Consider the following 23,733-nt stretch of genomic DNA (forward strand, 5'->3'; position numbering starts at 1 on the left):
CCCACCGCAAGGGGGCTCGGTTTCCCTTCGACCCGCCGTCCCGGTTGGAACAGCGTGTCGTCTGTTCTACCGCCGGGAGCCCGTGCCACACAAGCCTTTCCCGAAAGGTCATGCGTGTCGTCCACAGTGTGTGCTCGCCCGTCCACAGAAACCGTCGCGGTTATGCACACCCCCTGTGCATAAGTCACTCCCAGCGGAAGAAGCGGGCGGCCACCGCGACACTGGCGACGATCGCGACCAGCAGAGCGATCAGGCTGACCGTGCCCGGCCACTGCCCGGACCACGCGTCCTGCATGCTGGTCATCCCGGCGCCCATCGGCGTGACGTCACGCAGCCAGCGGATCGACTCCGGCATCAGGTCGCCGGGCGTCCAGACGCCGGCGAAGAACATGCTCGGGAAGAGCAGCAGGTTGCCGACGATGCTCGCCGCCTTCGCGGTCGGAATCAGTCCGGCGATCAACAGTCCGATGCTCAACTGAGCGACCGAGTAGAGCAGCGCGGCGACCACGAAGGGCAACGGCGCACTCGGCAGCGCGGCGTCGAAGAACAGCGCTCCGGCGCCGAGGATCAGCACGATCACCAGCGCCGCGGCGACCAGGTGCAGCAGCAGTTGCGCGACCAGGAGCTTGACCGGCTTGACCGGCGTGGTCGACATCCGCCGCAGGACGCCCTTCTCTCGGTAGGCGGCCAGGATCATCGGCAGCGTCGCGAACCCGAGCAGGCCGATGCCGATCCCGATCGCCATCGTGGGCAGGAAGCTGACCGGGATCCCGTCCTCGGCGGTCGGGTCGTCACCACCGATCAGCGAGAAGATCGTCAGCAGCCCGAGCGGCAGCACGAAGACGAAGAACAGGCTCGCCCAGTCGCGAACGAACAGCTTGGTCTCGATCCGGGTCAGGGTCAGGGTCTGGCTCATCAGTTCGCTCCTTCGAAGTTCTTGCCGGCGAGCAGCAGGAAGGCGTCGTCCAGCGTGGTCTGTTCGGTGTGCAGGTCGATCGGGGCCAGGCCGCGGGCGGCCAGTTCGGTGACCACGGCCACCAGGACGTCGTCGTTGCCGGTGACAACGAACCGGTCGTGGTCGACGGCGACGGTCTTGACCGCGGGCAGCGAGGTCAGCACGGTGTCGTCGGCCAGCGGCGCGGGCAGCCGGAAGCTGATCCGCTGCTCGGAGCGGGCCGCCTCGACCAGGCCGGCCGGGGTGTCCAGGGCGACCACGCGACCGCCGTCGATGATGGCGATCCGGTCGCAGAGGTGCTCGGCCTCCTCCATGAAGTGCGTGACCAGGATGATCGTCACGCCGGTGTCGCGGATCTTGCGGACCAGCTCCCAGGTGTCGCGCCGGGCCTGCGGGTCGAGGCCGGTGGTGAGCTCGTCGAGGATCGCGACCTTCGGGTTGCCGACCAGCGCGAGCGCGATCGACAGCCGCTGCTTCTGGCCGCCGGACAGTTTGGCGAAGGCGGTGTTCTGCACCTTCGTCAGGCCGAGCTCCGCGAGCAGCTCCTCCGGGTCCCGCGGTGCCGGGTAGAACGACGCGTACAGCTCGAGCGCCTCGCGGGCCTTGATCTTGTCGGGCAGCTCGCTCGACTGCAGCTGGACGCCGATCAGCGAGGTGATCTCACCGCGGCTGGTGTGCGGGTCGAGGCCGGCGACGCGGACGCTGCCGCCGTCGGGAGTCCGCAGCCCGGCGATCGACTCGACCGTGGTGGTCTTGCCGGCGCCGTTCGGGCCGAGGATGCCGAAGATCTCACCGGGGTGGACGGTCAGCGACACGTCGTCGACGGCGACGGTCGCGCCGTACGTCTTGCGCAGGTTCTTCACGACGACCAGGTCGTCGAGGGTGTTTTCGGGCATGGCGAAGCCTTCCGTCGGACAGGTGGAGGTGAAGTGAAGGGTGGAGCGGGGATCAGCCCTTGGTCGGCCGGACGCCGAACGAGCGGATCATCAGGTAGCCGAAGTACAGGCCCAGGGCGCTGACCGCCAGGACACCCGGTACGGCGACCGCGAGCGACGGCCGGTGGTAGCCGGTGTCGGCGATCGCCTCGGCCAGCCACTGGGCAACCAGCAGGAACTCCGCCGCCGCGGCCGGGACCAAGGTCACCGGCAGCAGCAGGAGACCCTTCCAGACACCGAAGCGCAGGAAGCTGATGCCGGTCAGCCAGCCGGCGACCTCGTGCGACAGGACCAGCAGGAAGAACTCGAGGAAGATCAGTCCGACCTGCGAGGTCTTGGTGAACAGGTGCGGGTTGGCCAGGGCCTGCGTCCAGCCCTGCCAGGCGTAGATCACGTGCTCGATCTGGTAGATGACCACCCAGAGCACCGCCGTGCCGGCCGCCGCGCCGGCCAGGAAGATGCTCGCCGCCACCGAGAACATCCGGCGGGTGATGCCGAGCGAGACCATCAGCGTGAAGAACGCCGGGCCCACGGTGATGCCCACCGCCAGCGAGAAGTACTTCGGCGACTGGGTGCCGTAGTCCCAGATCGAGTGGCTGTCGCCGTCGCTGACCACCTGGACGAACAGGCCGACCACCAGGAACGCCAGAACCATGATGATCCAGTAGCCGCCCAGCATCGGGGTCATGCCGACCCGCATCGCGTGCAGCACCCGCAGCAGCCGCTGTCCCGAGGTGACGCCGTTCGGCAAGGTCGCGGCCGGGCTGGTCGTGGTGGCGGTCATCGGTTCCCCTCCTTCGGGGACGGTGCGGTCAGGTGGACGAACAGTTCCTGCAGGCCGACCGGGCCGACCTCGAGCCCGGCCGAGCGGGCCTTGGCCAGCAGGGCGTCGTCGAGGTCGCCGAGCACGGTCACCGACTTGGTCCCGCCGAGCCGCTGCTGGGCCAGTACGGCGAGGCCGGCGGTCAGCTCGTCGACAGCGGCCGCCGGTCCGACCAGGGAGGCTCCCCGGCCGCGCAGCGCATCCACCGGCGACTGGGTGACGAGCTTGCCCTGGTCGAGAATGACGACCTCTTCGAGCAGGGCGCTGACCTCGCTGACCAGGTGAGTGGACAGCAGGATCGTGCGCGGCACCTCGGTGTAGTCGGCCAGCAGTACGTCGTAGAACAGCTCGCGGGACGGGACGTCCATCCCCAGGTAGCTCTCGTCGAAGATCGTCAGCGGCGCCCGGCCGGCCATCCCGAGGATCACCCCCAGAGCGGACCGCTTGCCCCGGGAGAGCTTCTGGACCTTCTTACCGGTCGGCACCTCGAACTTGTCGAGCAGCTCACCGGCGAGATCCTGGTCCCAGTACGGCCGCAGGCTCGCGGCGTACTCGAGGACCCGCTTGACCGGCGCCTGGTCGTACAGGTCGCCGGACTCCCGGATCAGGCAGATCCGGCTGGTCACGACCGCGTCCTCGTACGGCGTACGCGCCGCTCCGAGGTCGCCGCCGCCGATCAGGACCCGGCCCTCGTCGGGTTTGCGGAAGCCGGCCAGGAGGGCGGCCAGCGTGCTCTTGCCGGATCCGTTGCGGCCCAGCAGGCCGTGGATCTTGCCCGGCGCCAGCCGGAGGTCGAGTCCGTCGACGGCGGGGACGCCGCCGAACCGGACGGTCAGGTTCTCGGTCCGCACTTCCAGGGCGTTCACTGCTCCTCCTTCTGGATGTGCTGGACGATCTCGGTGAGCGGGACGCCGATCGCCTTGGCCTCGGCGATCATCGGGTCGACCACGCCGGAGAAGAACGCCTCCCGGCGGCCGCCACGCAGCAGGTCGCGGGCGTTCGGACTGACGAACATCCCGATCCCGCGCTTCTTGTAGAGCACGCCCTCGTCGACCAGCTGGGCGAAGCCCTTGGCGGCGGTGGCGGGGTTGATCCGGTAGAAGGCGGCGTACTGGTTCGTCGACATGACCTGCTCGTCCTCGGCGAGAGCACCCGTGACGATGTCGTTCTTGATCTGCTCCGCGATCTGGAGATAGATCGGGCTGCGATCGTCGAACATCGTGGTCGCCTCTTCTTTCTCCGGGTCGTGGCGTCGTCAGGGTAGCGTGGTTCGTAGGTTCATTACTTGACTAATGAACCGTAGCACCGACGAACCCCCGGACGTCAAGCCCCTTCTGCTAGCCGGCCCCGCCGGATGCCGCGTTCTGCGCCTGGATCGCCTTCCGCAGGGCCGGGGCGGGCGGACCCGCCAGGACGGCGAGCTGGGCGAGGCGGTCCTTGTGCTGCTTGCGCTGCGCCCGGGACAGCACATGCTTGAGCTCGCCGGTGGACGCCAGTACGACGAGTGCCGCGTCGCGCGGGTCGACGCGGCTGACCAGGCGGGCGGGCCACAGCGTGTCCGTCGCCGACTGCAGCAGCTGCCGGCGGACGAGGGGCTGGCGGAGGGAGATCCGCTCGGCGGGGAAGAGACCGAAGCGGCGATAGTGCTCGACCTTGATCAGGTGACGGCGCTCGAGCTCGTCGCGAACCATCGGCACGGCCTGGCGGGCCTTGCGCTCGACCCAGTACTTCCAGCGCTTGCGCCCGCCGGACTCGATCTGGGTGAGGACGTGGGCGGCGAGCGGATCGGCCGTCGCTCCGTGGGTGGCGACCGCCCGGCCGTCCTGGTCGGCGAGGCGGCCGTCGAGGTGGAGGTCGATCAGGGCTGCGGCGCGGAGCATCAGGCCGAGGCGGGACTTGTTGGTGAGCTTGGCGGTGGTCGGGTTGAACGCCAACAGATAAAGGCGTTCCGGGAGGGCGGGGTGCGTGCTCTTGTCGGTGGCAACTACTTGCTGTGGACGCTCCGGCTTACGGATCGAACGAGCGTTCATGATTCCTCCTTGCGGGGGCGGCCTGGGCGGCGCATGGTGCCGACGTCTCCGGGCAGCCGGCCGGCGTCGGCGAGTGCGCGCCGGAGCAGGAACTCGATCTGGGCGTTGGTGCTGCGCAGCTCGTCGGAGGCCCAACGAGCCAGCGCGTCGTGCACCACAGGATCCAGCCGGAGCAGGATCTTCTTGCGTTCGGTCGCCATCGGGACTACTGGTACAGCGAGCCGGTGTTCACGACCGGCTGGGCATCACGGTCGCCGCACAGCACCACCAGCAGGTTGCTGACCATGGTCGCCTTGCGCTCCTCGTCGAGGTCGACCACGTTGTTCTCCGACAGCCGGTCCAGCGCGAGCTCGACCATGCCGACCGCGCCCTCGACGATCCGGGCCCGGGCCGCCACGATCGCGCCGGCCTGCTGGCGGCGCAGCATCGCCTGGGCGATCTCCGGCGCGTACGCCAGGTGGGTGATCCGGGACTCGATCACGTGCACGCCGGCCGCCTGGACGCGGACGCCGATCTCGGTCGACAAGGTCTCGGTGATCTCGTCGGTGCTGTCGCGCAGCGACAGGCCGCCTTCCTCGGTGTGCACGTCGTACGGGTAGGAGTTGGCGATGTGCCGGACCGCGGTCTCGGTCTGGATCGCGACGAACTCGACGAAGTCGTCCACCTCGAACAGCGCCTGCGCGGTGTCCTCGACCTGCCAGACCACCACCGCGGCGATCTCGATCGGGTTGCCGTCGGCATCGTTGACCTTGGCAACGGCCGTCTCGTGGTTGCGGATCCGGGTCGAGACCGGCTGCCGGACCGAGATCGGGTTCACCCAGCGCAGGCCGTCGGTGCGGATCGTCCCGGCGTACCGGCCGAGGATCTGCAGCACTCGCGCCCGGCCGGGCGACACCGGTGTCAGGCCGGCGGCCAGGATCACGCCGGCCACGAACAGCACGGAGGACACGATGATCAGTGCCAGGTTCTCTCCGCTGATCCCCACGATGAAGAGCACCACCGCGGCGATCACCAGCACGAGCGAGAGGCCGAGGACCGGCCAGCCGTTCAGGTCGCGTGCTGAGCGTTCGGTCACCTTGGGCTTGGGCATTTCCACCATCACGTCGACGTCAGCAGTCATCATCCACACTCCTCCGGGGTTCGATGTCTCGAAGGTAGCATAGTGATATCAGTTTTTGGAAGGGGGCTGGTGGGGGGTGGTGGGGAATGGGTCTAAGGGAAGGACAGGGAAGGAAAGGAGGGGAGGGCGGGGGGGGAATGGGTCAAAGGGAAAGACAGGGAAGGAAAGGAGGGGAGGGCGGGGGGATGGGGGAGAAGGTGGAGGGGGTCGGGGGCTGGTATTTGGTGGGCTTCGGGGGGTAGCCGGGGGTGGCTGATGGGCTGTCAGTTGATGGGGCGGGCCAGGGCGGTGAGGGCTTGTTGCCAGTTGGTGGCTGCGGAGGCGGGGAGCGGGTCGATCGGGCCGTCGTGCCAGGCGTGGACGGGGCGGATGCCGTGGAGGGCGTTGAGGAGCCAGAGCTCGTCGACCTCGGCGAGGTCCTCGGGGCGGCGGGCGGTCTCGGCGACCTCGACGCCTCGAGCGATCGCCAGGTCCCGGACCAGGTGGGCGGTGACCGACGGGAGGAACGGGCGGTCGGACGGCGGGAAGTGGAGGGTGTCGCCTTCCCACCAGGCAAGGGCGGAGTACGCCGCTTCGACGGCGATGCCGTCGGGGTCCATCAGGAGGACCTCGTCGGCGCCGCAGTCGGCGGCGGCCTCGGCCTTCAGGGCGCCGAGCGCTTCGAGGTCGGGGCCTTTGACCAACGGCTGGGTCCGCGGATCGGCGCCGCTGTGGACGGCGATCCGGATGCGGCCGCCCTGGGTAGGGGCCGGACGCAACTGAACGGCCAGTCCCGCCGCGGACAGCTCGAAGCGGGGGAACCACCGGCCGAAGGCGGGGAACCGGCCGACCTGGTCGTCGAAGAACGCTCCCGCCCCGGACTCCCCCAGCGCGGCACACGACGTGGCGAACCGCTCGCGGTGCAGGTCCAGTCCCCGGACCTGCCCGTTGTGCACGAGAAACGAATCGGCGACCAGCACGGAGTTCACCCCGACCTTCCCAGCGTTGCGGCGGCTTTCAGCACCATCTCGTCGTACTCGTCGGCCGGATCGGAGTCGAGCACGATCGCCCCGCCCGCGCCGATCACGGTCTCGTGCGGGGTCAGGACGGCGGTCCGGATCACCACGCTCAGGTCGGCCCGCCCGTCGACGGTCAGGTAACCGAGCGCGCCGGAGTACACCCCGCGCGCACTCGACTCCAGCCCGTCGAGGATCTCCATCGTGCGGATCTTCGGTGCCCCGGTCATCGATCCCGGCGGGAAGCAGGCCCGTACGGCGGCCACCGCGTCCACGCCGTCGCGCAGCTTGCCGCGGACGGTGGTGACGAGCTGGTGCACGGTTTGGTAGCTCTCGACAACCATCAGCTGCGGGACCTGGACCGTGCCCGGTTCGCTGACCCGGCCGAGGTCGTTGCGGATCAGGTCGACGATCATCAGGTTCTCGGCGCGGGTCTTCTCGTCCTCGGCCAGCGCCTTCGCGACCAGCTTGTCGTACGCCGGGTCGTCCGACCGGGGCGCGGTGCCCTTGATCGGCCGGCACTCGGCCCACCCGTCGCCGTCGACCGCGAGGAACCGCTCCGGCGACGAACTGGCGATCGCGAGCTCGCCGTACCGGAGGAAGGCCGAGTACGGCGCCGGGTTGGTCGCGCGCTGCCACAGGTAGAAGTCGAGCGGCTCGGGGACGGGTGGGAGGCGGACGCGGTTGGTCAGGCAGACCTCGTAGGTCTCGCCGGCCTCGAGCGCGGCCATGCAGGCGTCGATCCCGGCCAGGTACGTCGCGCGGTCCTGCTCCAGGTGCTGCTCGACGTCGAGCAGCGAGATCGCCGGTGGGTCGACCCAGCCCATCCACCACGAGGCCGCGGCCGATGAAGCCTGATCGAGCCAGGCCACAGCGGCGGCGTCGTCCGGCGCGTGGACCGCAACCAGGTACGAGCGATCCCGGTCGTGGTCGATGACGACGAACCGGTTGGCCCAGATCCACAGGGCGTCCGGAGTCTGCGCTTCGTACGCCGCGACGCCGCCGGTCAGCGACTTGAGCTCGTAGCCGAAATACCCGACGTACCCACCGTTGAAGACCTGGGAAAGCTCGGCCGGGCCGTCGGTCAGGCGGTCGGCGAGGCGGGCCTGCAGCTCGGCGAAGACGTCCCCGTCGGCGACGTCCCGGACGATCACCTCGGCGTCCGGCCCGGCGCTCGTCCCGAGCACGGAGATCCGCCGCGGCGACCGGTCGGTGAGGCTGCCGTCGAGCCAGAACGCGACCGGCTCGGCGGCGAACAGCTCCCGGTAGACCGACTCGCCACCGAAAGCGTGATCGACCGAGCGAACGGACCAGGTCAGAGCGGGCACAGCAGAACGGTACCTACTGGTCAGGCCCAGCAGTGAGTGGTCTCAGCCGAGAGCCAGCGTGGTCCGCATCGCGGTGATGCGGCGGATCGGGATCGCGATCTCGAGACCGTCCCGGTCGTGGGCGCGCTGGGCCATCCAGGCCGCGGTCTGCTCGCGCCGCTTCTGCGACGTACCGGGCAGGTAGAGCGCGCCGACCATCCGCCGGGCGTCGTCGATGCTGCGGACCGTGTAGACGTACCGCTCGCGCTGGCTCTCCATCACGATGAAGCCGGCCTCGCGCAGTTGCTCCTTCAGCCCGGTGATCTCCCCGCCGGCCGGGAACTGCGGCCGCGACCGCAGCCGGGTCGTCAGTCCGGTCAGCGTCCGCAGGTCACCGCGGCGCAGCGGCCGCACCGCCGGGATCGTCGCGGCGAGCACTCCCCCACGCCGCAGCACGCGCGCAGCCTCGGCCAGTACGTCGGGCAGCGGCTGCAGCACCATCAGGCCCATCGAGCAGGTGACGACGTCGAAGGCCTCGTTCGCGAACGGCAGGTGCAGCGCGTCCGCCTGCACCTTCGGACCGGGTGCGCCGTCGAGCTGGATCGCGTTGCTGTCGACGCCCACCACCCAGCGCCCGTACAGCTCACGGGCGACCGGGCCGTTGCCGCAGGCGAGGTCCAGGACCCGCCTGGCCTCCCCCGACACAGCGCGGACGAGCCAGCGGTACGGCGTGTGGTCGCCTGCTACCGCCCGGGACAGCAGGGCTTCCGTACTGCCCGGGGTGGCGGAGTGGAACTCCCGCAGATACCCGGGCCAGTCGATCTGGTTCTCTGACATCGCGGACAGACGTTACCCCGTGGCCACAGCCTGTACATCATCGAGCGCAGGCAGTGGCCACTTTCTTGACACGGAACTGACCAGAACTCAGACCAGCGAGACGAAGATGTGCCCCGCGGTCTCGTCGCTGATCACACCGCCGGCGTCCCGGCTGCCGACCAGGACACCCTCGGCGTCCAGCATCGAGTCGACCTCGCGGCCCGGCAGCGCGCCGGCCCGGCGCAGCACGGCCATCGCGAAGTCGTCGGTCTGCACCGGCTCGGCGATCCGCCGGACCAGCACCCGGACGGCCGCACCGGTCGCCTGGTCGAGCACCTTGTCCAGCGGCTCGACGCCGTCGCGGAACTCGCCGATCGGCGTCGCGAGGCTCTCCTTGTGCAGCTCCTCCAGGCCCGGGATCGGGTTGCCGTACGGCGACTCGGTCGGGTTGTCGAGGATCTTCATCAGCCGGAGCTCGACGGCGTCGCTCATCACGTGCTCCCAGCGGCAGGCCTCGGCGTGCACGTCCTCCCACTCGAGGCCGATCACGTCGACCAGCAGCCGCTCGGCCAGCCGGTGCTTGCGCATCACCCGGGTGGCCTGCATGCGGCCCACGTCGGTGAGCTCCAGGTGCCGGTCGCCCTCGACCGTGACCAGACCGTCGCGCTCCATCCGCGCCACCGTCTGGCTGACCGTTGGTCCGGACTGGTGCAGGCGCTCGGCGATCCGCGCGCGCAGGGGCAGGATGCCCTCTTCTTCCAGCTCGTAGATGGTCCGCAGGTACATCTCGGTGGTATCGATCAGCTCGCTCACGACAACCATTCTCGCCTACCCAGGCAAGCCTTACCCAATCGGCGGGCGGATCCGGTCATTGAAGGTTCAAGCTCACTTCAAAGTTGTTCATCGGCAAGACTGGCCCTGATGACTGCATTGATGTGGTTCAGGCGTGATCTGAGGCTGACGGACAACCCGGCTCTGCTGGAGGCGGTGCGGGCCGGGAACGGGCAGGTGTGTGGGCTCTTCGTGCTCGACGCGGCCCTCTGGGACGCGGCCGGTGATCCGCGACGCGACCACCTGATCAGCTCGCTGAAGAGCCTGCGGGACTCGATGGACGGCAAGCTCGTGGTCCGGCGTGGCGATCCGGCGAAGATCGTTCCCGACCTGGCGGCCGATCTCGGCGCGGACAGTGTGCACATCGCTGCGGACTACGGCCCGTACGGCGGACGCCGCGACGACGCGGTGGAGAAGGCGCTCGACTGTCCGCTGGTGACCACCGGTTCGGCGTACGCGATCGCACCCGGACGAGTGCTGAACGGGTCCGGCCGGTCGTACCAGGTGTTCACGCCGTACTTCCGCGCCTGGCTCGAGCACGGCTGGCGGCAGCCCGTCGACGCACCGGACGACGTCGAGTGGATCGGCAAACAGGGCGACGCGCTGCCGAAGAGCGAGCCGGTGGACGACGCCGGTGAGCGAGCGGCGCGCGCGCACTGGCAGAACTGGCTGGAGACCGTCGCGGACTACGACGACGAGCGCGACCGGCCCGACCTGGACAGCACGTCGCGGATGTCGGTCCCGCTGAAGTACGGCGAAGTCCATCCCCGCACGATGCTCGCCGATCTCGCCCGCCTGCGCAGCAAGGGCGCCGAGGCGTACCGGCGCGAGCTGGCGTGGCGCGAGTTCTGCGCCGATCTGCTGCACCGGAACCCGCACGCGGCGTGGAAGCCGCTGCGGTCCGAGTTCGAGAAGATGGACTACGACGAGCCGGACGACGCGTTCACCGCGTGGTGCGAAGGGAAGACCGGCTACCCGGTCGTCGACGCGGGGATGCGCCAGTTGGCCGAGTCCGGCTTCATGCACAACCGGATCCGGATGGTCGTCGCTTCCTTCCTGGTCAAGGATCTGCACGTCCACTGGAAGTACGGCGCGCGGTGGTTCATGAAGACGCTGCGGGACGGCGACCTGGCCTCGAACAGCCTGAACTGGCAGTGGGTCGCCGGCTGCGGCGCCGACGCGTCGCCGTACTTCCGGATCTTCAACCCGATCACGCAGGGCAAGAAGTTCGACCCCGACGGCGCCTACGTCCGCCGCTGGGTTCCGGAGCTGGCCGGCCTCGACGGCAAGAAGGTCCACGAGCCCTGGCTGCTGCCCGACCCGCCCGAGGACTACCCGGCGCCGATCGTCGACCACGCCGAGGCCCGGCAGGAGTCCCTGCGCCGCTACGCCGCGATCAAGTAGCCGACCAGGCCTTGACCGCGGGATCTTCTCTGCCCCTATAGTACTAGGTAACTAGATCAATGGGGTGACAGATGATTGAGTTCCACCTGGACGGGCGGTCGGGGGTCTCGCCGTACCAGCAGGTCGTGCAGCAGGTCCGCAACGCGTTGCGGCTCGGCCTGCTGCGCGAAGGCGATCAGCTGCCGACCGTGAAGGACGTGGTGGCGAGCCTCGCCATCAACCCGAACACGGTGCTGAAGGCCTACCGCGAGCTGGAGCACGAAGGGCTGGTGGCGGCGCGGCCGGGACGCGGGACGTTCGTGACCCGGACGCTGACCGACCACAGTCTCGCCGCGCACGGACCGCTGCGCGCGGACCTGCGGCGATGGTTGTCCAAGGCCCGTAAAGCGGGACTGGACGACGAGAGCATCGAGGCGCTGTTCAAGGCGACGTTTCGGTCCGCCGCTCAGGAGGACATAGCATGACCGCCGCCCTCCGAGCCCAGGGACTGGGCAAGAAGTACGGCCGGCGCTGGGCGCTGACCGACTGCACGCTCGACCTCCCGGCCGGCCGCGTCGTCGGCCTGGTCGGCCCGAACGGCGCCGGCAAGAGCACCCTGCTGAACCTGGCCGTCGGCATGCTGACGCCGACCAGCGGCAGCATCGAGGTCCTGGACGCACCGGCCGGCGGGCCGCAGCTCGCGAAGATCGGGTTCGTCGCGCAGGACACCCCGACGTACAGCAGGTTGTCGGTCGCCGACCACCTCAAGCTCGGCGCGCATCTCAACCCGGGCTGGGACGATTCCCTGGCCCAGGCAAGGATCCAGCGCCTCGGTCTCGACCCGAAGCAACGCGCCGGCCGGCTGTCCGGCGGTCAGCGCGCGCAGCTCGCGCTGACGCTGGGCGTCGCGAAACGGCCCGAGCTGCTGATCCTGGACGAGCCCGTCGCGGCGCTCGACCCGCTCGCCCGGCGCGAGTTCCTCCAGGACCTGATGGAGGCCGTCACCGAGCAGGAGCTGAGCGTCGTCCTGTCCTCGCACCTGGTCTCCGACGTCGAACGGTCCTGCGACTACCTGGTCGTCCTGGTCGACTCGCGGGTCCAGATCAGCGGTGACATCGAGACGCTGCTGGCGACGCACTACCGGCTGGTCGGCCCGCGGCGCGACGAGAAGTCGATGCCACAGAACCAGTACGTGATCTCGGCCAGCCACACCGACCGCCAGTCCACGTTCCTGATCCGTACCGACGAGCCGGTGCTCGACCCGGCCTGGTCGGTCTCGCAGCTCACGCTCGAGGACGTCGTGCTCGCCTACATGGGCCGCTCGGCGTCGACGAAGCCCAAGTCCAACGACCGGCCTGTCCTGGAGGTGCAGCGATGATCTGGCTGACCTGGCGGCAGTTCCGCCTGCAGGCGCTGGTGGTCGTCGGCGCGATCGTGCTGCTCGGCGTCTTCCTGGCCGTGACCGGCCCCGGCCTGCTGGACACGTACAAGCTCCGGCCGGAGGAGTTCCTCAAGCAGATCCAGTTCGACCGGATCAACCAGTACCTGTACGTCGCCGGACAGGCGCTCGTGTACGCCGCTCCCCCGGTGATCGGCGCCTTCTGGGGCGCGCCCCTGATCGCCCGCGAGCTGGAGGCGGGAACGCACCGGCTGGTCTGGAACCAGAGCATCACCCGGACCCGCTGGCTGGTCACGAAGCTGGCCGTCACCGGACTCGGCGCGATGGTCGTCACCGGCCTGCTCAGCCTCGCGGTGACCTGGTGGTCCGACCCGATCGACGACGCGATCGACTCGGGTCAGGCGGCCGGAATCTTCAACGTGCCCCGCCTGCTGCCCGCGGTCTTCGGCGCGCGAGGGGTCGTGCCGATCGGCTACGCGGCGTTCGCCTTCGCGCTCGGGGTCGCCGTCGGGCTGCTCGTCCGGCGCAGTGTGGTCGCGATCGCGATCACCCTGGCCGGCGTGATCGCGCTCCAGATCCTGACGCCGATCCTGATCCGGCCGCACCTGATGACGCCGGTCGACACGACCGTCGTGGTGACCGCCGAGAACATGCGGGGGCTCCAGCTGTCCGGTCCGGAGGTGAACCCGACCGTGCTGCGGGTCGAGGCGAAGCTCCCGGGCGAGGGCAACTGGAAGCTGTCCGAGAACACGGTGAACTCGGCCGGCCAGGTCCAGAAGACCTTGCCGGGCTACGTCGCCGAGTGCGGCCCGCCCCGGCCGAACGCGACCGCCGAGGAGACCAGGAACCAGCAGCCGATGAGCGCCTGCTTCCAGCGGCTGGCCGACGACGGGTACAAGCAGCAGATCAGCTACCACCCGCCCAACCACTTCTGGGGTCTGCAGTGGCGGGAGTTCGGCCTGTTCCTGCTGCTCGCGCTCGGCCTGACCGGCTTCTCCTTCTGGAGGATCCGGCGTGACCTGACCTAGACGGCCTTCAGGACCGTCAGCAAGCGAGCGACCTCGGCTCCGACCGCACTGCGGGCGGGGCCGAGGTACTTGCGGGTGTCGACGAGCTTCGGCTGCTCGGCCAGGATCTCGCGGACGACCCCGGTGAAGACGTTGTTCAGGTGGGTCGCGATGTTGACCTTCGTCATCCCGGCCTCGACCGCGCGGGTCAGGTCGCCGTCCGCGACGCCCGACGAACCGTGCAGCACCAGAGGAACCGGTACGGCGGCCCGCAGCTCACCGATCAGCGCGAAGTCCAGCTCCGCGGTCCGCTCGGTCATCGCGTGCGACGACCCGACCGCCACCGCGAGCGCGTCGACACCGGTCGCCTCGGCGAAGGCGAGCGCCTCGTCCGGCCGCGTCCGCGCGCCCGGCGCGTGCACGCCGTCCTTGCCGCCGACCTCACCGATCTCGGCCTCGACGAACACCCCGTGCTCGTGGCAGAACGCCGTCACCTCGCTGGTCGCGGCGACGTTGTCGGCGTACTCGAGCTTGGACGCGTCGAACATCACCGACGTGAAGCCGAGCGACACCGCCTCGGTGACCAGGTCGCGGTCCATCGCGTGGTCGAGGTGCACGACGACCGGCACGCTCGCCGCGGCCGCGGCGGCCAGGGTGGCGACCCCGATCGGCTTGAGCGCGCCGTGGTACTTCACGGCGTTCTCGCTGATCTGCAGGATCACCGGCGCACCGACCTGCTCGGCCCCGGCGATCAGCGCGGTCGCGTGCTCCAGCTGGATCACGTTGAACGCGCCGACTCCACGGCCTGCTTGGGCCGCGGCCAGCACGACCTCGGCTCCGGACACCAACGGCATGAGCTTCTCCTATCGGACGACGACCCGCGGCTGCCACCGCTGGTACGCCGCGAGGTCGAGGTCACCGGCGACCGGTGTGAGGACGGCGGCGGCCGACGCGGCCACCGCGGACTGGAGGACCGTCGGCCAGTCGGGCTGGGCCGACTCGGCGATCGCGGCGGCGACGACGGCGGTGCACGCATCCCCTGCACCAGTGGGGTTTCCGGCCACGCGCTCGACCGGGTCCGCCCGCCAGACACCGGTCCGGCTCGCGGCGACCATGCCGCGCGGGCCGTCGGTGATCACGGCGGCGGTGGCTCCGAAGTCGACCAGCCGGCGGGCGCCGTCCTCTACGGACATGTCGTCGCCGAGGGCTTCGCGCAGCTCGGCCGCGTTCGAGCGAACGACCGCGCCCGCCTCGGCCGCCGCGAGCAGGGCCTTGCCGCCGGTGTCGATGACCGTCCGTACGTCGCGTTGCCAGGCGAGCGTGGCCAGCTCGGAGTACGCGTTGGCCGGCAGCCCCGGCGGAAGGCTGCCCGAGCACGCCAGTACGCCGAGGCGCTGCCACGGCATCCGCTCGGTCAGCGCCCGCCACTCGTCGGCGGCGACCGACGGCCCGGACTCGTTGAAGATCGTGGCGTCGCCGTCGACACCGTTGACAATGGCAACGGTCCGCCGGGTCTCGCCCTTGATCGGCGTGAGCAGCGAGGTCAGCCCGGCGTCGAAGAGTTCCTCGGCGACCTGCTCCCCGGTGACTCCACCGACGAAGCCGAGCACCAGCACCTGGTGGCCGAGCGCCGCGGCGACGCGGGCCACGTTCACACCCTTGCCTCCGGCCCGCATCCGGACGTCGCCGACGCGGTGGCTGCCGCCGACCACGAGCTCGTCGACGGCGTACGTGACGTCGAGCGCGAGGTTGAGGGTGACGGTCCCGATCATGCGGTCTCGCCGGCCGCGCCGGCGTCGGCGGGCCGGGAAGCGTCCGCGGGCTCGCGGTTGAGCCACTCACCGCGACGCATCACCTTCTGGACGGCGTAGTCGTCGTCGAGCACGACCAGGTCGGCGTTCTTGCCGGTCTCGATCCCGCCGACGTTGTACCAGCCGAACGCCTCGGCCGGCGTCGTCGACGCCATCCGCGACGCGTCCACCAGCGAGACCCCGGCGTTCACGGCGTTGTGGTAGGCAACGTCCATCGTCAGCGTACTGCCCGCGATCGAGTGCGCGCCGTGCGCCAGCGTGGCCAGCCCGTCCTTCACGTCGACCTCGAGGCTGCCCAGCTGGTAGCGCCCGTTGGGCATGCCGGTGGCGACCATCGCGTCGGTGATCAGCGCGATCCGGTTCACCCCGGCCGCGGCCAGCGCGACGCGGACCACCTGCGGATCCAGGTGCATGCCGTCGTTGATCACCTCGAGCAGCAGCCGCGGATCGTTGAGCGCGGCACCGACCGGTCCGGGGTCGCGGTGGTGGAACGGCCGCATCCCGTTGAACAGGTGGGTCGCGACCGTCGCCCCGGCGTCCGCCCCGGCGATCATCTGCTCGTACGTCGCGTCGGTGTGCCCGAGCGCGGCGACCACACCGGCGTCGACGACCTGGCGGATCGCGTCCAGCCCGTGCTCCAGCTCCGGCGCGATCGTCACCATCTTCACCGCGTCGCTGAGCACCTTGGCGACGTCACCCTCGACCGGGTCGCGCAGCAGGGTCGGCTCGTGCGCGCCGCAACGCGCCGCGGACAGGAACGGGCCCTCCAGGTGAACGCCCGCGATCACGCCGTCGGTGACCAGGTCGGCCAGGCAGGCGGTCTGCGACACGAGCTCGTCGAGCGGGCCGGTGACCAGGCTGGCCATCGTCGTCGTGGTCCCGTGCCCGGCGTGGTAGGCGGCGACCTTGCGCGCCTGCTCCGGATCGGTCGTCGAGTACGTCGAGCCGCCACCACCGTGGGTGTGGATGTCGACGAACCCCGGCACGACCGTGGTGTCGCCGAGGTCCTGCGGCCGCAGCCCGTCGGCCGGCATCCCCTCGGACCGGCGGCCGAAGGCGAGGATGTCGCCGTCCTCGATCTGGATCCAGGCACTCTCCAGGACGTCGTCCGGCGTCACCAGCCGGCCCACCTTGTACGTCGTCATTCGGTCGGTTCTCCGCTCTCGTCCACAGTCACACGGTCCCAGGCCAGCAGCGCGGCACCGAGGCAGCCGGCCTCTTCACCGAGCTCCGCGGCGACGATCTCCGGCTCGCGCTGGAACGTCAGCCGCTCGTGCACCCCGGCCCGCAGCGGCGCGAGCAGGGTCTCGCCCGCTCCGACCAGCCCGCCGCCGATCGCGATCCGGGTCGGCGCCACCAGTGTCGTGTAGAGCACGAGCGCGTCGATCAGCGCGGCCTGCGCCTCCGCCCACACGATCGCGGCGTCGGCGTCGCCATCGGCCAGGAGCTCCAGGACCTCGCGGGCCCCGTCGACGACGCGACCCGTGCGCGCGCCGTACCGGCGAGCGAGGGCGGCCGCCGAGGCGACCGTCTCCAGGCAGCCGTACTGGCCGCAGGCGCACAGCTCGGCGGCCTCGCCGTGCACGAACCGGGTGTGGCCGAGCTCACCGGCGTACCCGTCGCCGCTGACCAGGGAGCCGTCGACGACCATCGCGGCGGCAATGCCGGTGCCGAGCGGGAGGAAGAGCGAGTTCGTGGTGCCTCGGAGGGCGCCCTGGCGCAGCTCGGCGTAGCCGCCGGCGCGGACGTCGTGGGCGAGGTGCACCTGGTGGTCGGGCCCGAGCGCGGCCTGGATCTCGGCGCGGACCGGGGTGTTCACCCAGAGCAGGTTCTCGGCGCTGACCGTGCCGTGCCCGGCGTCGATGATGCCCGGTACGACGACGCCGACCGCGCGCACGTGGTGCCCGTCGGCGGCGGCCTTCTGGCTCAGCTCGACGACGGTTTCCAGCAGCGCGTCGAGCACGGCACGAGCACCAGCGTCCCGGGGTGTCGTCCTGGTCTCCCGGTGCAGCACGGCACCGTCGGCGGCGACCAGGCCACACTTCATCCGGGTTCCACCGAGATCGACGGCAACCACGACTTCACAGGGCTCCACGGAGCGCCATTATGCAGCGTTACCCAGGGGTTCGAACATCCGTGAGCAGTTGATGGACAGTATTCGCCGGACCACTTGGCCTACTGGCCCGCCGCTTTCCAGCGCTACGACGGGCCCGTCGTACGGGTCAGGCGCGCAGGCCGCGGTCGAAGGCGGCCACCAGGAAGGCGATCAGGTTCTCGGCCAACCTACTGGCGTCGTCGACGTCCTCGGTGCCCGGGGCCCGCGACAGCGCCTGCGACTGGTGCAGCGCGAGCAGACCGAGCATGTTGACGTAGCCGAACGCGACCGACTCCGGCGCCGCGCGCGGCAGCGCCTGCTGCAGGGCCGCCAGGTAGCGGGCCTCGACCGGGTCCGCCTCCGCGGCGTACAGCTCCCGGATCCGCCGGCTCGGGTCGAACGCGACCCGCCCGATGAACCGGGCCACGATCGCGCCGCGCTCCCCCCGGCGCAGGACGAGGTCCAGCCCGGGTTCGATGAAGGCCCGGATCAGCTGCTCGGCGGACGGCTGCCCGGTCGCCTCCAGCTGGTCGAGCCGGCGACGCCGTTCGGTGTTGACCGGTGCCATCGCGCGCGCCACCGCGGCCCGCAGCAGGGCCTCCTTCGAGCCGAAGTGGTAGTTCACCGCCGCGATGTTCGCCGCCGCGGCGACCGTGATCGCGCGCAGTGACGTTCCTTCGTAGCCGCCCTCGCCGAACCGCTGCTCGGCGATGTTGAGCAACCGTTCCCGGGTCGATTCCACGGGTGGTGTGTCCACAGAGTTCTCCTTCCCCCCGGCCACCGCTCGCCCAGGCACCCCACCTGCTCACGCGCCGTAGCCTGCAGTCAGCATAGTTCAAACGGACGTTTGAATGAGAGTGGTCGGACCAGTAAATCTTCCCGAACGCGGGAAAACCCTTCACTTTGCAGATCCACGGGCCGGATTCGGGCCGTTCCGGGACCGCCCGTCCCACAGATCGGACATCCGATTAAGGTCGGTGGGCATGAGTGCGCACGAGGTGCTGCGGATCGAACGGCGGTTCCGGGGGCCGGACAAGTCCGCGAACGGCGGCTACACGGCCGGTCTGGTCGGGACCCGCCTGGGCGCGTCCGACGACACCGTCCCGCAGGTGACCCTGCGGATGCCGCCGCCGCTCAAGACCGACCTCGACCTGACCGTCTCCGAGGACAGCGCGTTCCTGCGCGCACCTGGCGACACCGTGGTCGCGGAGGCGGAGCTCGTGCCCGCCGACGTCCTCGGCGACGCGGTGATCGACCCGGTCCAGTACGACGAAGCGCTCGCCGCCGAAGCGTCGTACCGGGGTCTGCAGAACCACCCCTTCCCTGGTTGCTACGCCTGCGGCCCGGACAACAAACACGGCCTGCACCTGCGGCCCGGACTGCTCGGCGACGCCCGGACCGCCTGCACCTGGACGCCCGCGGCCGAGCTGGCCGGCAAGCGTGACCTGGTCGCGCCGGTCCATCTGTGGGCGGCGCTCGACTGCCCCGGCGGCTGGAGCATCGACCTGGACGGGCGGCCCTCGGTGCTCGGCCAGATGACCGCCTGCGTCGACGCCCGGCCGCAGGTCGACGAGCCCTGCGTGATCATGGGCCGCAACCTCGGCGAGTCCGGCCGCAAGACCTTCACCGCCACCACGCTGTACGACTCCGACGGCCGCATCCTGGCCCGCGCCCGGCACACCTGGATCGCCGTCGACCCGAGCCTGTTCAACTAGCGGTCAGCACGAAGTTCGGTGAGACCTGCCAGGCGAGCGGGCGGCCGGCGTACGTGAAGCGGGGCCGCGAACGACGCGACCACCCGCGGCCGGGTCAGCGTCGTCACCGACTTGCTGATCGCTCCCAGCCCGAGGCCGCCGTCAGCGAAGCGATCCGGTACGACGACCCGGTACTCCCTGGTCCCCCACGCAACCGGCGCGAACCGGAACGCACCGGCGATCTGGACCGTACCGACGACGTACCAGGGCGACGCCGCGTTCGCCCGTGCCTGCAGCGCGACCGGCCGGGGCTGCTGACCGACAGGCCCCGGCGAGCAGCCGTCCAGGTCGCACCTGCGCCCGGTCCGCACGAACGATCCGCTGATCACCGTCGCCTGCCCGTACGTCGTACTGGCCGGGATCGTGACGCTGGGCAGTGCTCCGCCGTCGATGTCGAGGCTGGTCCACGCCGGTGCGCCGGACCACTCGTTGTAGTCCCGGACGCCGACGTTGATCGGTGGTGCGTCCGGCGTGGTGAAGGTCGCTGTGGTCGCCGGTCCGGTCTGGGAGACGGCGGTCCACTCGACGTAGTTCGGCTTGCTCGCGAACACCTGGTAGCGGTGCGGACCTACCGGGAGGTCGAGCGCGTCACCCGGGTTCGGGTCGACCGGGTCGGGCCCGGAGTGCCAGGTCATCGTGAAGGTCTTGCTGCCCGGTACGGCGGCCAACTGGTCGATCGCGATCACCCCGCGCTGCAGGGTGTCGAAGGGCGCGGACAGCGCGGCCGGGCTGGTGGTCGAGGCTCCGGACGAGGTGACGTACACCGACATCCGCACCGACGTGCTCGCGAGGAACTCGGAGACCGGTCGTCGACTGGTTCGGCGCACCCGCCACTGTCAGCGCGACTCTGCGCACAGGACCCACCTCCCACTGATTACCGGTTACGAACTAGATGCGGGCGGGCAGGCGGAAGTTACCGATCGGCGCCGCGGACGGGTGATATGCAAGGGAGCATGGAGACGACGGACTACGACCTGATCGTGCTGGGCGCCGGAGCTGTCGGCGAGAACGTGGCGGACCGCGCCGTGCAGGGTGGGCTGACGGTCGCGCTGGTCGAGAGCGAGCTGGTCGGCGGCGAGTGCTCTTACTGGGCCTGCATGCCGTCGAAGGCGCTGCTCCGGCCGGGCCAGGCGTTGCGCGCCGCGCAGAACGTCGCGGGCGCGGCCCAGGCCGTGACCGGCAAGCTCGACGTCCAGGCCGTGCTCGACCGGCGGAACTCGTTCGCGAGCAACTGGGACGACGCCGGGCAGGTCAAGTGGGTCGAGGGCGCCGGCATCACGCTGGTCCGCGGCCACGCGCGGTTCAGCGGGCCGAAGCAGGTCACGGTCACCGGACCGGACGGCGGTACGACGGTGCTCACGGCCCGGCACGCGGTCACGGTCGCGACCGGCTCCGACCCGGTGATCCCGGGCATCGAGGGTCTGGCCGAGGCGAACCCGTGGGCCAGCCGCGAGATCACCAGCGCGAAGTCGGTACCGGGCCGGCTGGTGATCATCGGCGGCGGAACGGTCGCGGTCGAGATGGCCACGGCGTACGCCGGGTTCGGCTCCGAGGTGACGGTGATCGTGCGCGGGAAGGTGCTGTCGCAGCTGGAGCCGTTCGCGGGCGAGCTGGTCGTGGAGTCGCTGCGGGAGTTCGGCGCGACCGTGCTGCTCGACACCGCGACCACCACGGTCACCCGCTCCGGCGGCACGGTGTCGGTGGAGACCGCGGACGGGCAGACGATCGAGGCCGACGAGATCGTCGTCGCGACCGGCCGCAAGCCGCGGACCGACGACCTGGGCCTCGACACGATCGGCCTGACGCCCGGCGACTGGCTGCCGACCGACGACACGATGCTGGTCGAGGGGTTCGACTGGCTCTACGCGGTCGGCGACGTGACGAACCGGGCGCTGCTGACGCACCAGGGCAAGTACCAGGCCCGCGCGGCCGGTGACGTGATCGCCGCTCGCGCGAACGGCAAGCCGGTGGCGGACAAGCCGTGGGGCACGCACGTCGCGACGGCCGACCACGAGGCCGTGCCGCAGGTGACGTTCACCGATCCCGAGGTCGCCTCGATCGGGCACACCGAGAAGACCGCCCGCGAGGCCGGCTACAACACGCGGACCGTCGACTACGAGCTCGGCAACGTGGCCGGCGCGAGCGTCCGGCAGGACGGGTACAAAGGCAAGGCACGGATGATCGTGGACGAGGACCGCAAGGTGATCCTCGGTGTCACGTTCGTCGGGCCCGAGGTCAGCGACCTGCTGCAGGCCGCGACGCTCGCGGTGGTCGGCGAGATCCCGCTGGACCGGCTGTGGCACGCCGTCCCGGCGTACCCGACGGTGAACGAGATCTGGCTGCGCCTGCTGGAGACCTACGGCCGTCCCTAGCGGGTGCGGGCGGCGTGGGCCCGGACCTTGGCGCGGTTGCCGCAGGTCGCCATCGAGCACCAGCGACGGCGACCGCGGGCGTCGAGGAAGAGCCAGCCGCAGGCGTCGCCCGGGCAGCGCCGGACGTGGACGCGCGACGAGCCGGTGAGCAGGTCGGCGGCCAGCAGGGCCAGGTGGTCCAGCGGGAGGTTGAGATCCTCCGGGAGGTCCCAGTTCGCGCTGAGGCCGTGCAGGGTCGGCATCGGCAGCAGCCGCCGGTGCGCGGTGGCGCGGGCGATCACCCGCTCCACCGCGGCGAACGACGACGTCGCGGTGGAGTCGGTCAGTACGTCGTACAGGTCGGCCCTGAACTCCAGCGCCGCCTCGAACCGCCGGGCCGCGTCGGTCGGGCGGCCGGCGGCCTGCTCGATCAGCCGGAAGACTCCGGCGTCGGAGAGCAGGCCGACGTACCCGGTCCAGATCACCAGCGTCTCGAAGCTGGTCAGCCACTCCGTGCGGGCCGGCCCGCGGTCGGTCCAGTCCGACCGGGTGTTGAGGAAGTCCAGGACGGGATCCGCGCCGACCGGTTTCGGCAGCACGACGCCCTGGACGAGCTCGAGGTGGGACGGCAGCGCGGACATCGGGTCAGCGCGGGGTGGTCGTGGTCGGCGTCGGCACCGGGAGGCTGATGTTGCCGTTCTGCGGGATCACCATGAACTGGATCTTGCCCGACTCGATCGCCGTTTTCAGCAGGTAACCGTTCGATCCGAGCATCGCGACCTGCTGCCGGACCGACTGCAGCTCGACGTTGACCTGCTGGTTCTTCTGCTCCTGGGCCTGCTTGGCCAGCTCGGCGCGCTGCTTGGCCTCGAGCCCGTCGATGATGCCCTTGTCCAGCGGGTTCGGCTTCTGGATCGTGAACGACAGCTCGCCGCACGCGTTGTTGCCGGTGTACGACGGGCCGCAGAAGTAATCGCCACCGACAGCGGCCGGCAGCAGCCGGGTGAACTCCTTGGCCGCCGCGGTCTGGAAGGCGGACTTCTTCGCCTCGTTGTTGTAGAGCTCGGCCCAGTTGTAGTTCGTCCCGACCGCGGCCAGCGCCCGGTCGATCTGCGGGCGGAAGTAGGACTGCAGCATGTCGTTCCAGCCGCGGTCCTCGTACGCCTCGGTCTTCAGGCCGATCCGCTCGTGGAACGACTGCAGCACGGCCTCCTGGCGGTTCAGCGTGAAGTAGACCTGGACCCGGACGCCGAGCCGGACGTTGTCCTTGCTGACCACCGTCACCTCGTCGGCGTTGTCGGTGTCGGCTCCGGCGCCGCCGATAATGTACGAGCGCTGGTCGATCGGGTAGCTGTAGACCGTGTCACCGGGACCGATCAGCTTGTTCGTCGCGCCCGGCGGGATGATCGACTTGAACTTCTTGTCCTCGACCACGCCGCCGCCGTAGTGCAGGCCGATCTTGTTCGCGTCGGTGTCGGCGAAGTTGAACAGGTTGGCCAGCACGATGATCAGCAGCACGAGGACGACGCCTCCGCCGATCAGCTTGCCCGCGACGCCGCCCTTCTTCGCGACGGTGGTGGTCCCCAGCTTGGCCATCAGGTGTCGAGCTCCTTGCGTTCGGTCAGCCGCCGGATGTCGGCGAGCGTCAGGTCTGCGGTGACCGCGACATCGCGCGGCACCGACGGGTGGGAGCTGAGCGTACGCAGGCCCTGCTCCGCCGCCGCGACCGCCTTCTCGAGGGTCCGGACCTCCTGCACCAGCGCCTTGGTCTCGCCGGTCAGCTCGATCACGGACCGCTCCGCGAGGGTGGCCCGGCGGTACGACGACCAGGCGAACCAGGCGGTTCCGACGAGCAGGATCAGTACCGGCAGTCCGAGCCTGAGAACCATGCCTTATGGGATCACGAAAACTGGTTGAACGGTGCTCTTTCGCGACGTAGGTTCTCAGTACACGCGAAGGGAGGTGGTCCTTGCATGATGTGCAACCGGACTCGTGAGGTGGCGGCGGTCTGACCGTCAACCACTAGCAGCACGTGGGCTATGTGGTCAGGCAATTCAACGCCTGCCACCGGATCCGCAGGCAGCCAGGAAAGTCCGCCTGGCCCATCGCTCGGCCACCCGG

At 70.2% G+C, this 23,733-nt stretch carries 27 protein-coding genes; 6 read left to right on the forward strand and 21 right to left on the reverse strand.

Annotated features, from left to right (window positions below):
- Nucleotides 1-184 precede the first annotated feature (184 nt).
- The 12 genes from HDA39_RS22870 to HDA39_RS22925 all read right to left on the reverse strand — a co-directional run bounded on the left by HDA39_RS22870 (nt 185) and on the right by HDA39_RS22925 (nt 9,803).
- Nucleotides 185-916, reverse strand: a complete 732-nt coding sequence (locus HDA39_RS22870) for an ABC transporter permease (RefSeq protein WP_184798232.1) — start codon at nt 914-916, stop codon at nt 185-187.
- On the reverse strand, nt 916-1,851 hold the full coding sequence (locus HDA39_RS22875) for an ABC transporter ATP-binding protein (RefSeq protein WP_184798234.1): 936 nt from the start codon (nt 1,849-1,851) through the stop codon (nt 916-918). The genes HDA39_RS22870 and HDA39_RS22875 overlap by 1 nt, the downstream gene beginning before the upstream one ends.
- Before the next feature lie 52 nt (nt 1,852-1,903).
- Nucleotides 1,904-2,674 carry a hypothetical protein gene (locus HDA39_RS22880; protein ID WP_184798236.1) on the reverse strand — a complete coding sequence of 257 codons (771 nt, stop codon included), beginning with the start codon at nt 2,672-2,674 and terminating at the stop codon, nt 1,904-1,906.
- A complete protein-coding gene (locus tag HDA39_RS22885) occupies nt 2,671-3,579 on the reverse strand; it encodes an ATP-binding cassette domain-containing protein (RefSeq protein WP_184798238.1) in 909 nt (302 codons plus the stop codon). Before HDA39_RS22885 ends, HDA39_RS22880 begins: the two co-directional genes overlap by 4 nt.
- Entirely contained in the window at nt 3,576-3,932 is a 357-nt protein-coding gene (locus tag HDA39_RS22890) for a GntR family transcriptional regulator (protein WP_184798240.1), read from the reverse strand. Before HDA39_RS22890 ends, HDA39_RS22885 begins: the two co-directional genes overlap by 4 nt.
- Before the next feature lie 118 nt (nt 3,933-4,050).
- Nucleotides 4,051-4,743 carry a GOLPH3/VPS74 family protein gene (locus tag HDA39_RS22895; protein WP_184798242.1) on the reverse strand — a complete coding sequence of 231 codons (693 nt, stop codon included), beginning with the start codon at nt 4,741-4,743 and terminating at the stop codon, nt 4,051-4,053.
- Nucleotides 4,740-4,943, reverse strand: coding sequence for a type II toxin-antitoxin system antitoxin (locus tag HDA39_RS22900; RefSeq protein ID WP_184798244.1), 204 nt, complete (start codon nt 4,941-4,943; stop codon nt 4,740-4,742). Before HDA39_RS22900 ends, HDA39_RS22895 begins: the two co-directional genes overlap by 4 nt.
- A gap of 5 nt (nt 4,944-4,948) precedes the next feature.
- Entirely contained in the window at nt 4,949-5,866 is a 918-nt protein-coding gene (locus HDA39_RS22905) for an SPFH domain-containing protein (protein ID WP_238356126.1), read from the reverse strand.
- 260 nt (nt 5,867-6,126) lie between these two features.
- Nucleotides 6,127-6,831, reverse strand: a complete 705-nt coding sequence (locus tag HDA39_RS22910) for an aminotransferase class IV (RefSeq protein ID WP_184798246.1) — start codon at nt 6,829-6,831, stop codon at nt 6,127-6,129.
- Complete coding sequence (pabB, locus tag HDA39_RS22915) at nt 6,828-8,186, reverse strand: aminodeoxychorismate synthase component I (RefSeq protein WP_184798248.1); 1,359 nt, start codon at nt 8,184-8,186, stop codon at nt 6,828-6,830. Before pabB ends, HDA39_RS22910 begins: the two co-directional genes overlap by 4 nt.
- Before the next feature lie 42 nt (nt 8,187-8,228).
- Nucleotides 8,229-9,002: a class I SAM-dependent methyltransferase gene (locus tag HDA39_RS22920; protein ID WP_184798250.1), complete on the reverse strand. Its 774-nt coding sequence runs from the start codon at nt 9,000-9,002 to the stop codon at nt 8,229-8,231.
- 87 nt (nt 9,003-9,089) lie between these two features.
- Nucleotides 9,090-9,803, reverse strand: coding sequence for an iron-dependent transcriptional repressor DtxR (locus tag HDA39_RS22925; protein WP_184798252.1), 714 nt, complete (start codon nt 9,801-9,803; stop codon nt 9,090-9,092).
- 99 nt (nt 9,804-9,902) lie between these two features.
- Between HDA39_RS22925 and HDA39_RS22930 the strand changes: the two genes are divergently transcribed.
- The 4 genes from HDA39_RS22930 to HDA39_RS22945 all read left to right on the forward strand — a co-directional run bounded on the left by HDA39_RS22930 (nt 9,903) and on the right by HDA39_RS22945 (nt 13,622).
- Nucleotides 9,903-11,216, forward strand: a complete 1,314-nt coding sequence (locus tag HDA39_RS22930; protein WP_202893102.1) for a cryptochrome/photolyase family protein — start codon at nt 9,903-9,905, stop codon at nt 11,214-11,216.
- Nucleotides 11,217-11,287: 71 nt separating this feature from the next.
- Complete coding sequence (locus HDA39_RS22935) at nt 11,288-11,680, forward strand: GntR family transcriptional regulator (protein WP_184798254.1); 393 nt, start codon at nt 11,288-11,290, stop codon at nt 11,678-11,680.
- A complete protein-coding gene (locus tag HDA39_RS22940) occupies nt 11,677-12,573 on the forward strand; it encodes an ABC transporter ATP-binding protein (protein WP_184798256.1) in 897 nt (298 codons plus the stop codon). The genes HDA39_RS22935 and HDA39_RS22940 overlap by 4 nt, the downstream gene beginning before the upstream one ends.
- Nucleotides 12,570-13,622, forward strand: coding sequence for an ABC transporter permease (locus HDA39_RS22945; RefSeq protein WP_184798258.1), 1,053 nt, complete (start codon nt 12,570-12,572; stop codon nt 13,620-13,622). The genes HDA39_RS22940 and HDA39_RS22945 overlap by 4 nt, the downstream gene beginning before the upstream one ends.
- Here the strand turns inward: HDA39_RS22945 and HDA39_RS22950 are convergent.
- The 5 genes from HDA39_RS22950 to HDA39_RS22970 form a co-directional block, all read right to left on the reverse strand.
- Nucleotides 13,619-14,455, reverse strand: coding sequence for a class II fructose-bisphosphate aldolase (locus HDA39_RS22950; RefSeq protein ID WP_184798260.1), 837 nt, complete (start codon nt 14,453-14,455; stop codon nt 13,619-13,621). The two genes, HDA39_RS22945 and HDA39_RS22950, sit on opposite strands and share 4 nt — an antisense overlap.
- Before the next feature lie 9 nt (nt 14,456-14,464).
- The gene (locus HDA39_RS22955) at nt 14,465-15,373 is read right to left on the reverse strand and encodes a 1-phosphofructokinase family hexose kinase (protein WP_184798262.1); all 909 of its coding nucleotides are present in this window, start codon (nt 15,371-15,373) and stop codon (nt 14,465-14,467) included.
- Nucleotides 15,370-16,557 carry an N-acetylglucosamine-6-phosphate deacetylase gene (nagA, locus tag HDA39_RS22960; RefSeq protein ID WP_184798264.1) on the reverse strand — a complete coding sequence of 396 codons (1,188 nt, stop codon included), beginning with the start codon at nt 16,555-16,557 and terminating at the stop codon, nt 15,370-15,372. The genes HDA39_RS22955 and nagA overlap by 4 nt, the downstream gene beginning before the upstream one ends.
- Nucleotides 16,554-17,507, reverse strand: a complete 954-nt coding sequence (locus HDA39_RS22965; protein WP_337925854.1) for an ROK family protein — start codon at nt 17,505-17,507, stop codon at nt 16,554-16,556. Before HDA39_RS22965 ends, nagA begins: the two co-directional genes overlap by 4 nt.
- Nucleotides 17,508-17,634: 127 nt before the next feature.
- On the reverse strand, nt 17,635-18,264 hold the full coding sequence (locus tag HDA39_RS22970; RefSeq protein ID WP_184798266.1) for a TetR family transcriptional regulator: 630 nt from the start codon (nt 18,262-18,264) through the stop codon (nt 17,635-17,637).
- A 226-nt stretch (nt 18,265-18,490) separates the two neighbouring features.
- Between HDA39_RS22970 and HDA39_RS22975 the strand changes: the two genes are divergently transcribed.
- On the forward strand, nt 18,491-19,222 hold the full coding sequence (locus HDA39_RS22975; RefSeq protein WP_184798268.1) for a hypothetical protein: 732 nt from the start codon (nt 18,491-18,493) through the stop codon (nt 19,220-19,222).
- On the opposite strand, the gene HDA39_RS22980 is transcribed toward HDA39_RS22975, so the two are convergent.
- On the reverse strand, nt 19,219-20,088 hold the full coding sequence (locus HDA39_RS22980; RefSeq protein WP_184798270.1) for a hypothetical protein: 870 nt from the start codon (nt 20,086-20,088) through the stop codon (nt 19,219-19,221). The two genes, HDA39_RS22975 and HDA39_RS22980, sit on opposite strands and share 4 nt — an antisense overlap.
- Before the next feature lie 126 nt (nt 20,089-20,214).
- Here HDA39_RS22980 and HDA39_RS22985 point away from each other — a divergent pair, with 126 nt between their 5' ends.
- Nucleotides 20,215-21,633 (forward strand): dihydrolipoyl dehydrogenase family protein, encoded by a 1,419-nt coding sequence (locus tag HDA39_RS22985; protein WP_184798272.1) that lies wholly within the window; start codon nt 20,215-20,217, stop codon nt 21,631-21,633.
- On the opposite strand, the gene HDA39_RS22990 is transcribed toward HDA39_RS22985, so the two are convergent.
- From HDA39_RS22990 to HDA39_RS23000, 3 genes are read right to left on the reverse strand one after another with little or no spacing between them, the layout of a single operon-like run.
- Entirely contained in the window at nt 21,630-22,253 is a 624-nt protein-coding gene (locus tag HDA39_RS22990) for a CGNR zinc finger domain-containing protein (RefSeq protein ID WP_184798274.1), read from the reverse strand. The two genes, HDA39_RS22985 and HDA39_RS22990, sit on opposite strands and share 4 nt — an antisense overlap.
- A gap of 4 nt (nt 22,254-22,257) precedes the next feature.
- On the reverse strand, nt 22,258-23,208 hold the full coding sequence (locus HDA39_RS22995) for an SPFH domain-containing protein (protein ID WP_184798276.1): 951 nt from the start codon (nt 23,206-23,208) through the stop codon (nt 22,258-22,260).
- On the reverse strand, nt 23,208-23,501 hold the full coding sequence (locus tag HDA39_RS23000) for a hypothetical protein (RefSeq protein ID WP_184798278.1): 294 nt from the start codon (nt 23,499-23,501) through the stop codon (nt 23,208-23,210). Before HDA39_RS23000 ends, HDA39_RS22995 begins: the two co-directional genes overlap by 1 nt.
- Nucleotides 23,502-23,733 lie beyond the last annotated feature (232 nt).

The organism is Kribbella italica, from assembly GCF_014205135.1.
Classification (GTDB): domain Bacteria; phylum Actinomycetota; class Actinomycetes; order Propionibacteriales; family Kribbellaceae; genus Kribbella; species Kribbella italica.

Coding starts and splice junctions, on each gene's coding strand:
- HDA39_RS22890 (WP_184798240.1), bottom strand. CDS start 3,932: ATGTTCGACGATCGCAGCCCGATCTATCTCCAGATCGCGGAGCAGATC.
- HDA39_RS22945 (WP_184798258.1), top strand. CDS start 12,570: ATGATCTGGCTGACCTGGCGGCAGTTCCGCCTGCAGGCGCTGGTGGTC.
- HDA39_RS22930 (WP_202893102.1), top strand. CDS start 9,903: ATGACTGCATTGATGTGGTTCAGGCGTGATCTGAGGCTGACGGACAAC.
- HDA39_RS22950 (WP_184798260.1), bottom strand. CDS start 14,455: ATGCCGTTGGTGTCCGGAGCCGAGGTCGTGCTGGCCGCGGCCCAAGCA.
- HDA39_RS22920 (WP_184798250.1), bottom strand. CDS start 9,002: ATGTCAGAGAACCAGATCGACTGGCCCGGGTATCTGCGGGAGTTCCAC.
- nagA (WP_184798264.1), bottom strand. CDS start 16,557: ATGACGACGTACAAGGTGGGCCGGCTGGTGACGCCGGACGACGTCCTG.
- HDA39_RS22955 (WP_184798262.1), bottom strand. CDS start 15,373: ATGATCGGGACCGTCACCCTCAACCTCGCGCTCGACGTCACGTACGCC.
- HDA39_RS23000 (WP_184798278.1), bottom strand. CDS start 23,501: ATGGTTCTCAGGCTCGGACTGCCGGTACTGATCCTGCTCGTCGGAACC.
- HDA39_RS22925 (WP_184798252.1), bottom strand. CDS start 9,803: ATGGTTGTCGTGAGCGAGCTGATCGATACCACCGAGATGTACCTGCGG.
- HDA39_RS22870 (WP_184798232.1), bottom strand. CDS start 916: ATGAGCCAGACCCTGACCCTGACCCGGATCGAGACCAAGCTGTTCGTT.
- HDA39_RS22935 (WP_184798254.1), top strand. CDS start 11,288: ATGATTGAGTTCCACCTGGACGGGCGGTCGGGGGTCTCGCCGTACCAG.
- HDA39_RS22900 (WP_184798244.1), bottom strand. CDS start 4,943: ATGGCGACCGAACGCAAGAAGATCCTGCTCCGGCTGGATCCTGTGGTG.
- HDA39_RS22995 (WP_184798276.1), bottom strand. CDS start 23,208: ATGGCCAAGCTGGGGACCACCACCGTCGCGAAGAAGGGCGGCGTCGCG.
- HDA39_RS22895 (WP_184798242.1), bottom strand. CDS start 4,743: ATGAACGCTCGTTCGATCCGTAAGCCGGAGCGTCCACAGCAAGTAGTT.
- HDA39_RS22975 (WP_184798268.1), top strand. CDS start 18,491: ATGAGTGCGCACGAGGTGCTGCGGATCGAACGGCGGTTCCGGGGGCCG.
- HDA39_RS22905 (WP_238356126.1), bottom strand. CDS start 5,866: ATGATGACTGCTGACGTCGACGTGATGGTGGAAATGCCCAAGCCCAAG.
- HDA39_RS22990 (WP_184798274.1), bottom strand. CDS start 22,253: ATGTCCGCGCTGCCGTCCCACCTCGAGCTCGTCCAGGGCGTCGTGCTG.
- HDA39_RS22880 (WP_184798236.1), bottom strand. CDS start 2,674: ATGACCGCCACCACGACCAGCCCGGCCGCGACCTTGCCGAACGGCGTC.
- HDA39_RS22985 (WP_184798272.1), top strand. CDS start 20,215: ATGGAGACGACGGACTACGACCTGATCGTGCTGGGCGCCGGAGCTGTC.
- HDA39_RS22940 (WP_184798256.1), top strand. CDS start 11,677: ATGACCGCCGCCCTCCGAGCCCAGGGACTGGGCAAGAAGTACGGCCGG.
- HDA39_RS22875 (WP_184798234.1), bottom strand. CDS start 1,851: ATGCCCGAAAACACCCTCGACGACCTGGTCGTCGTGAAGAACCTGCGC.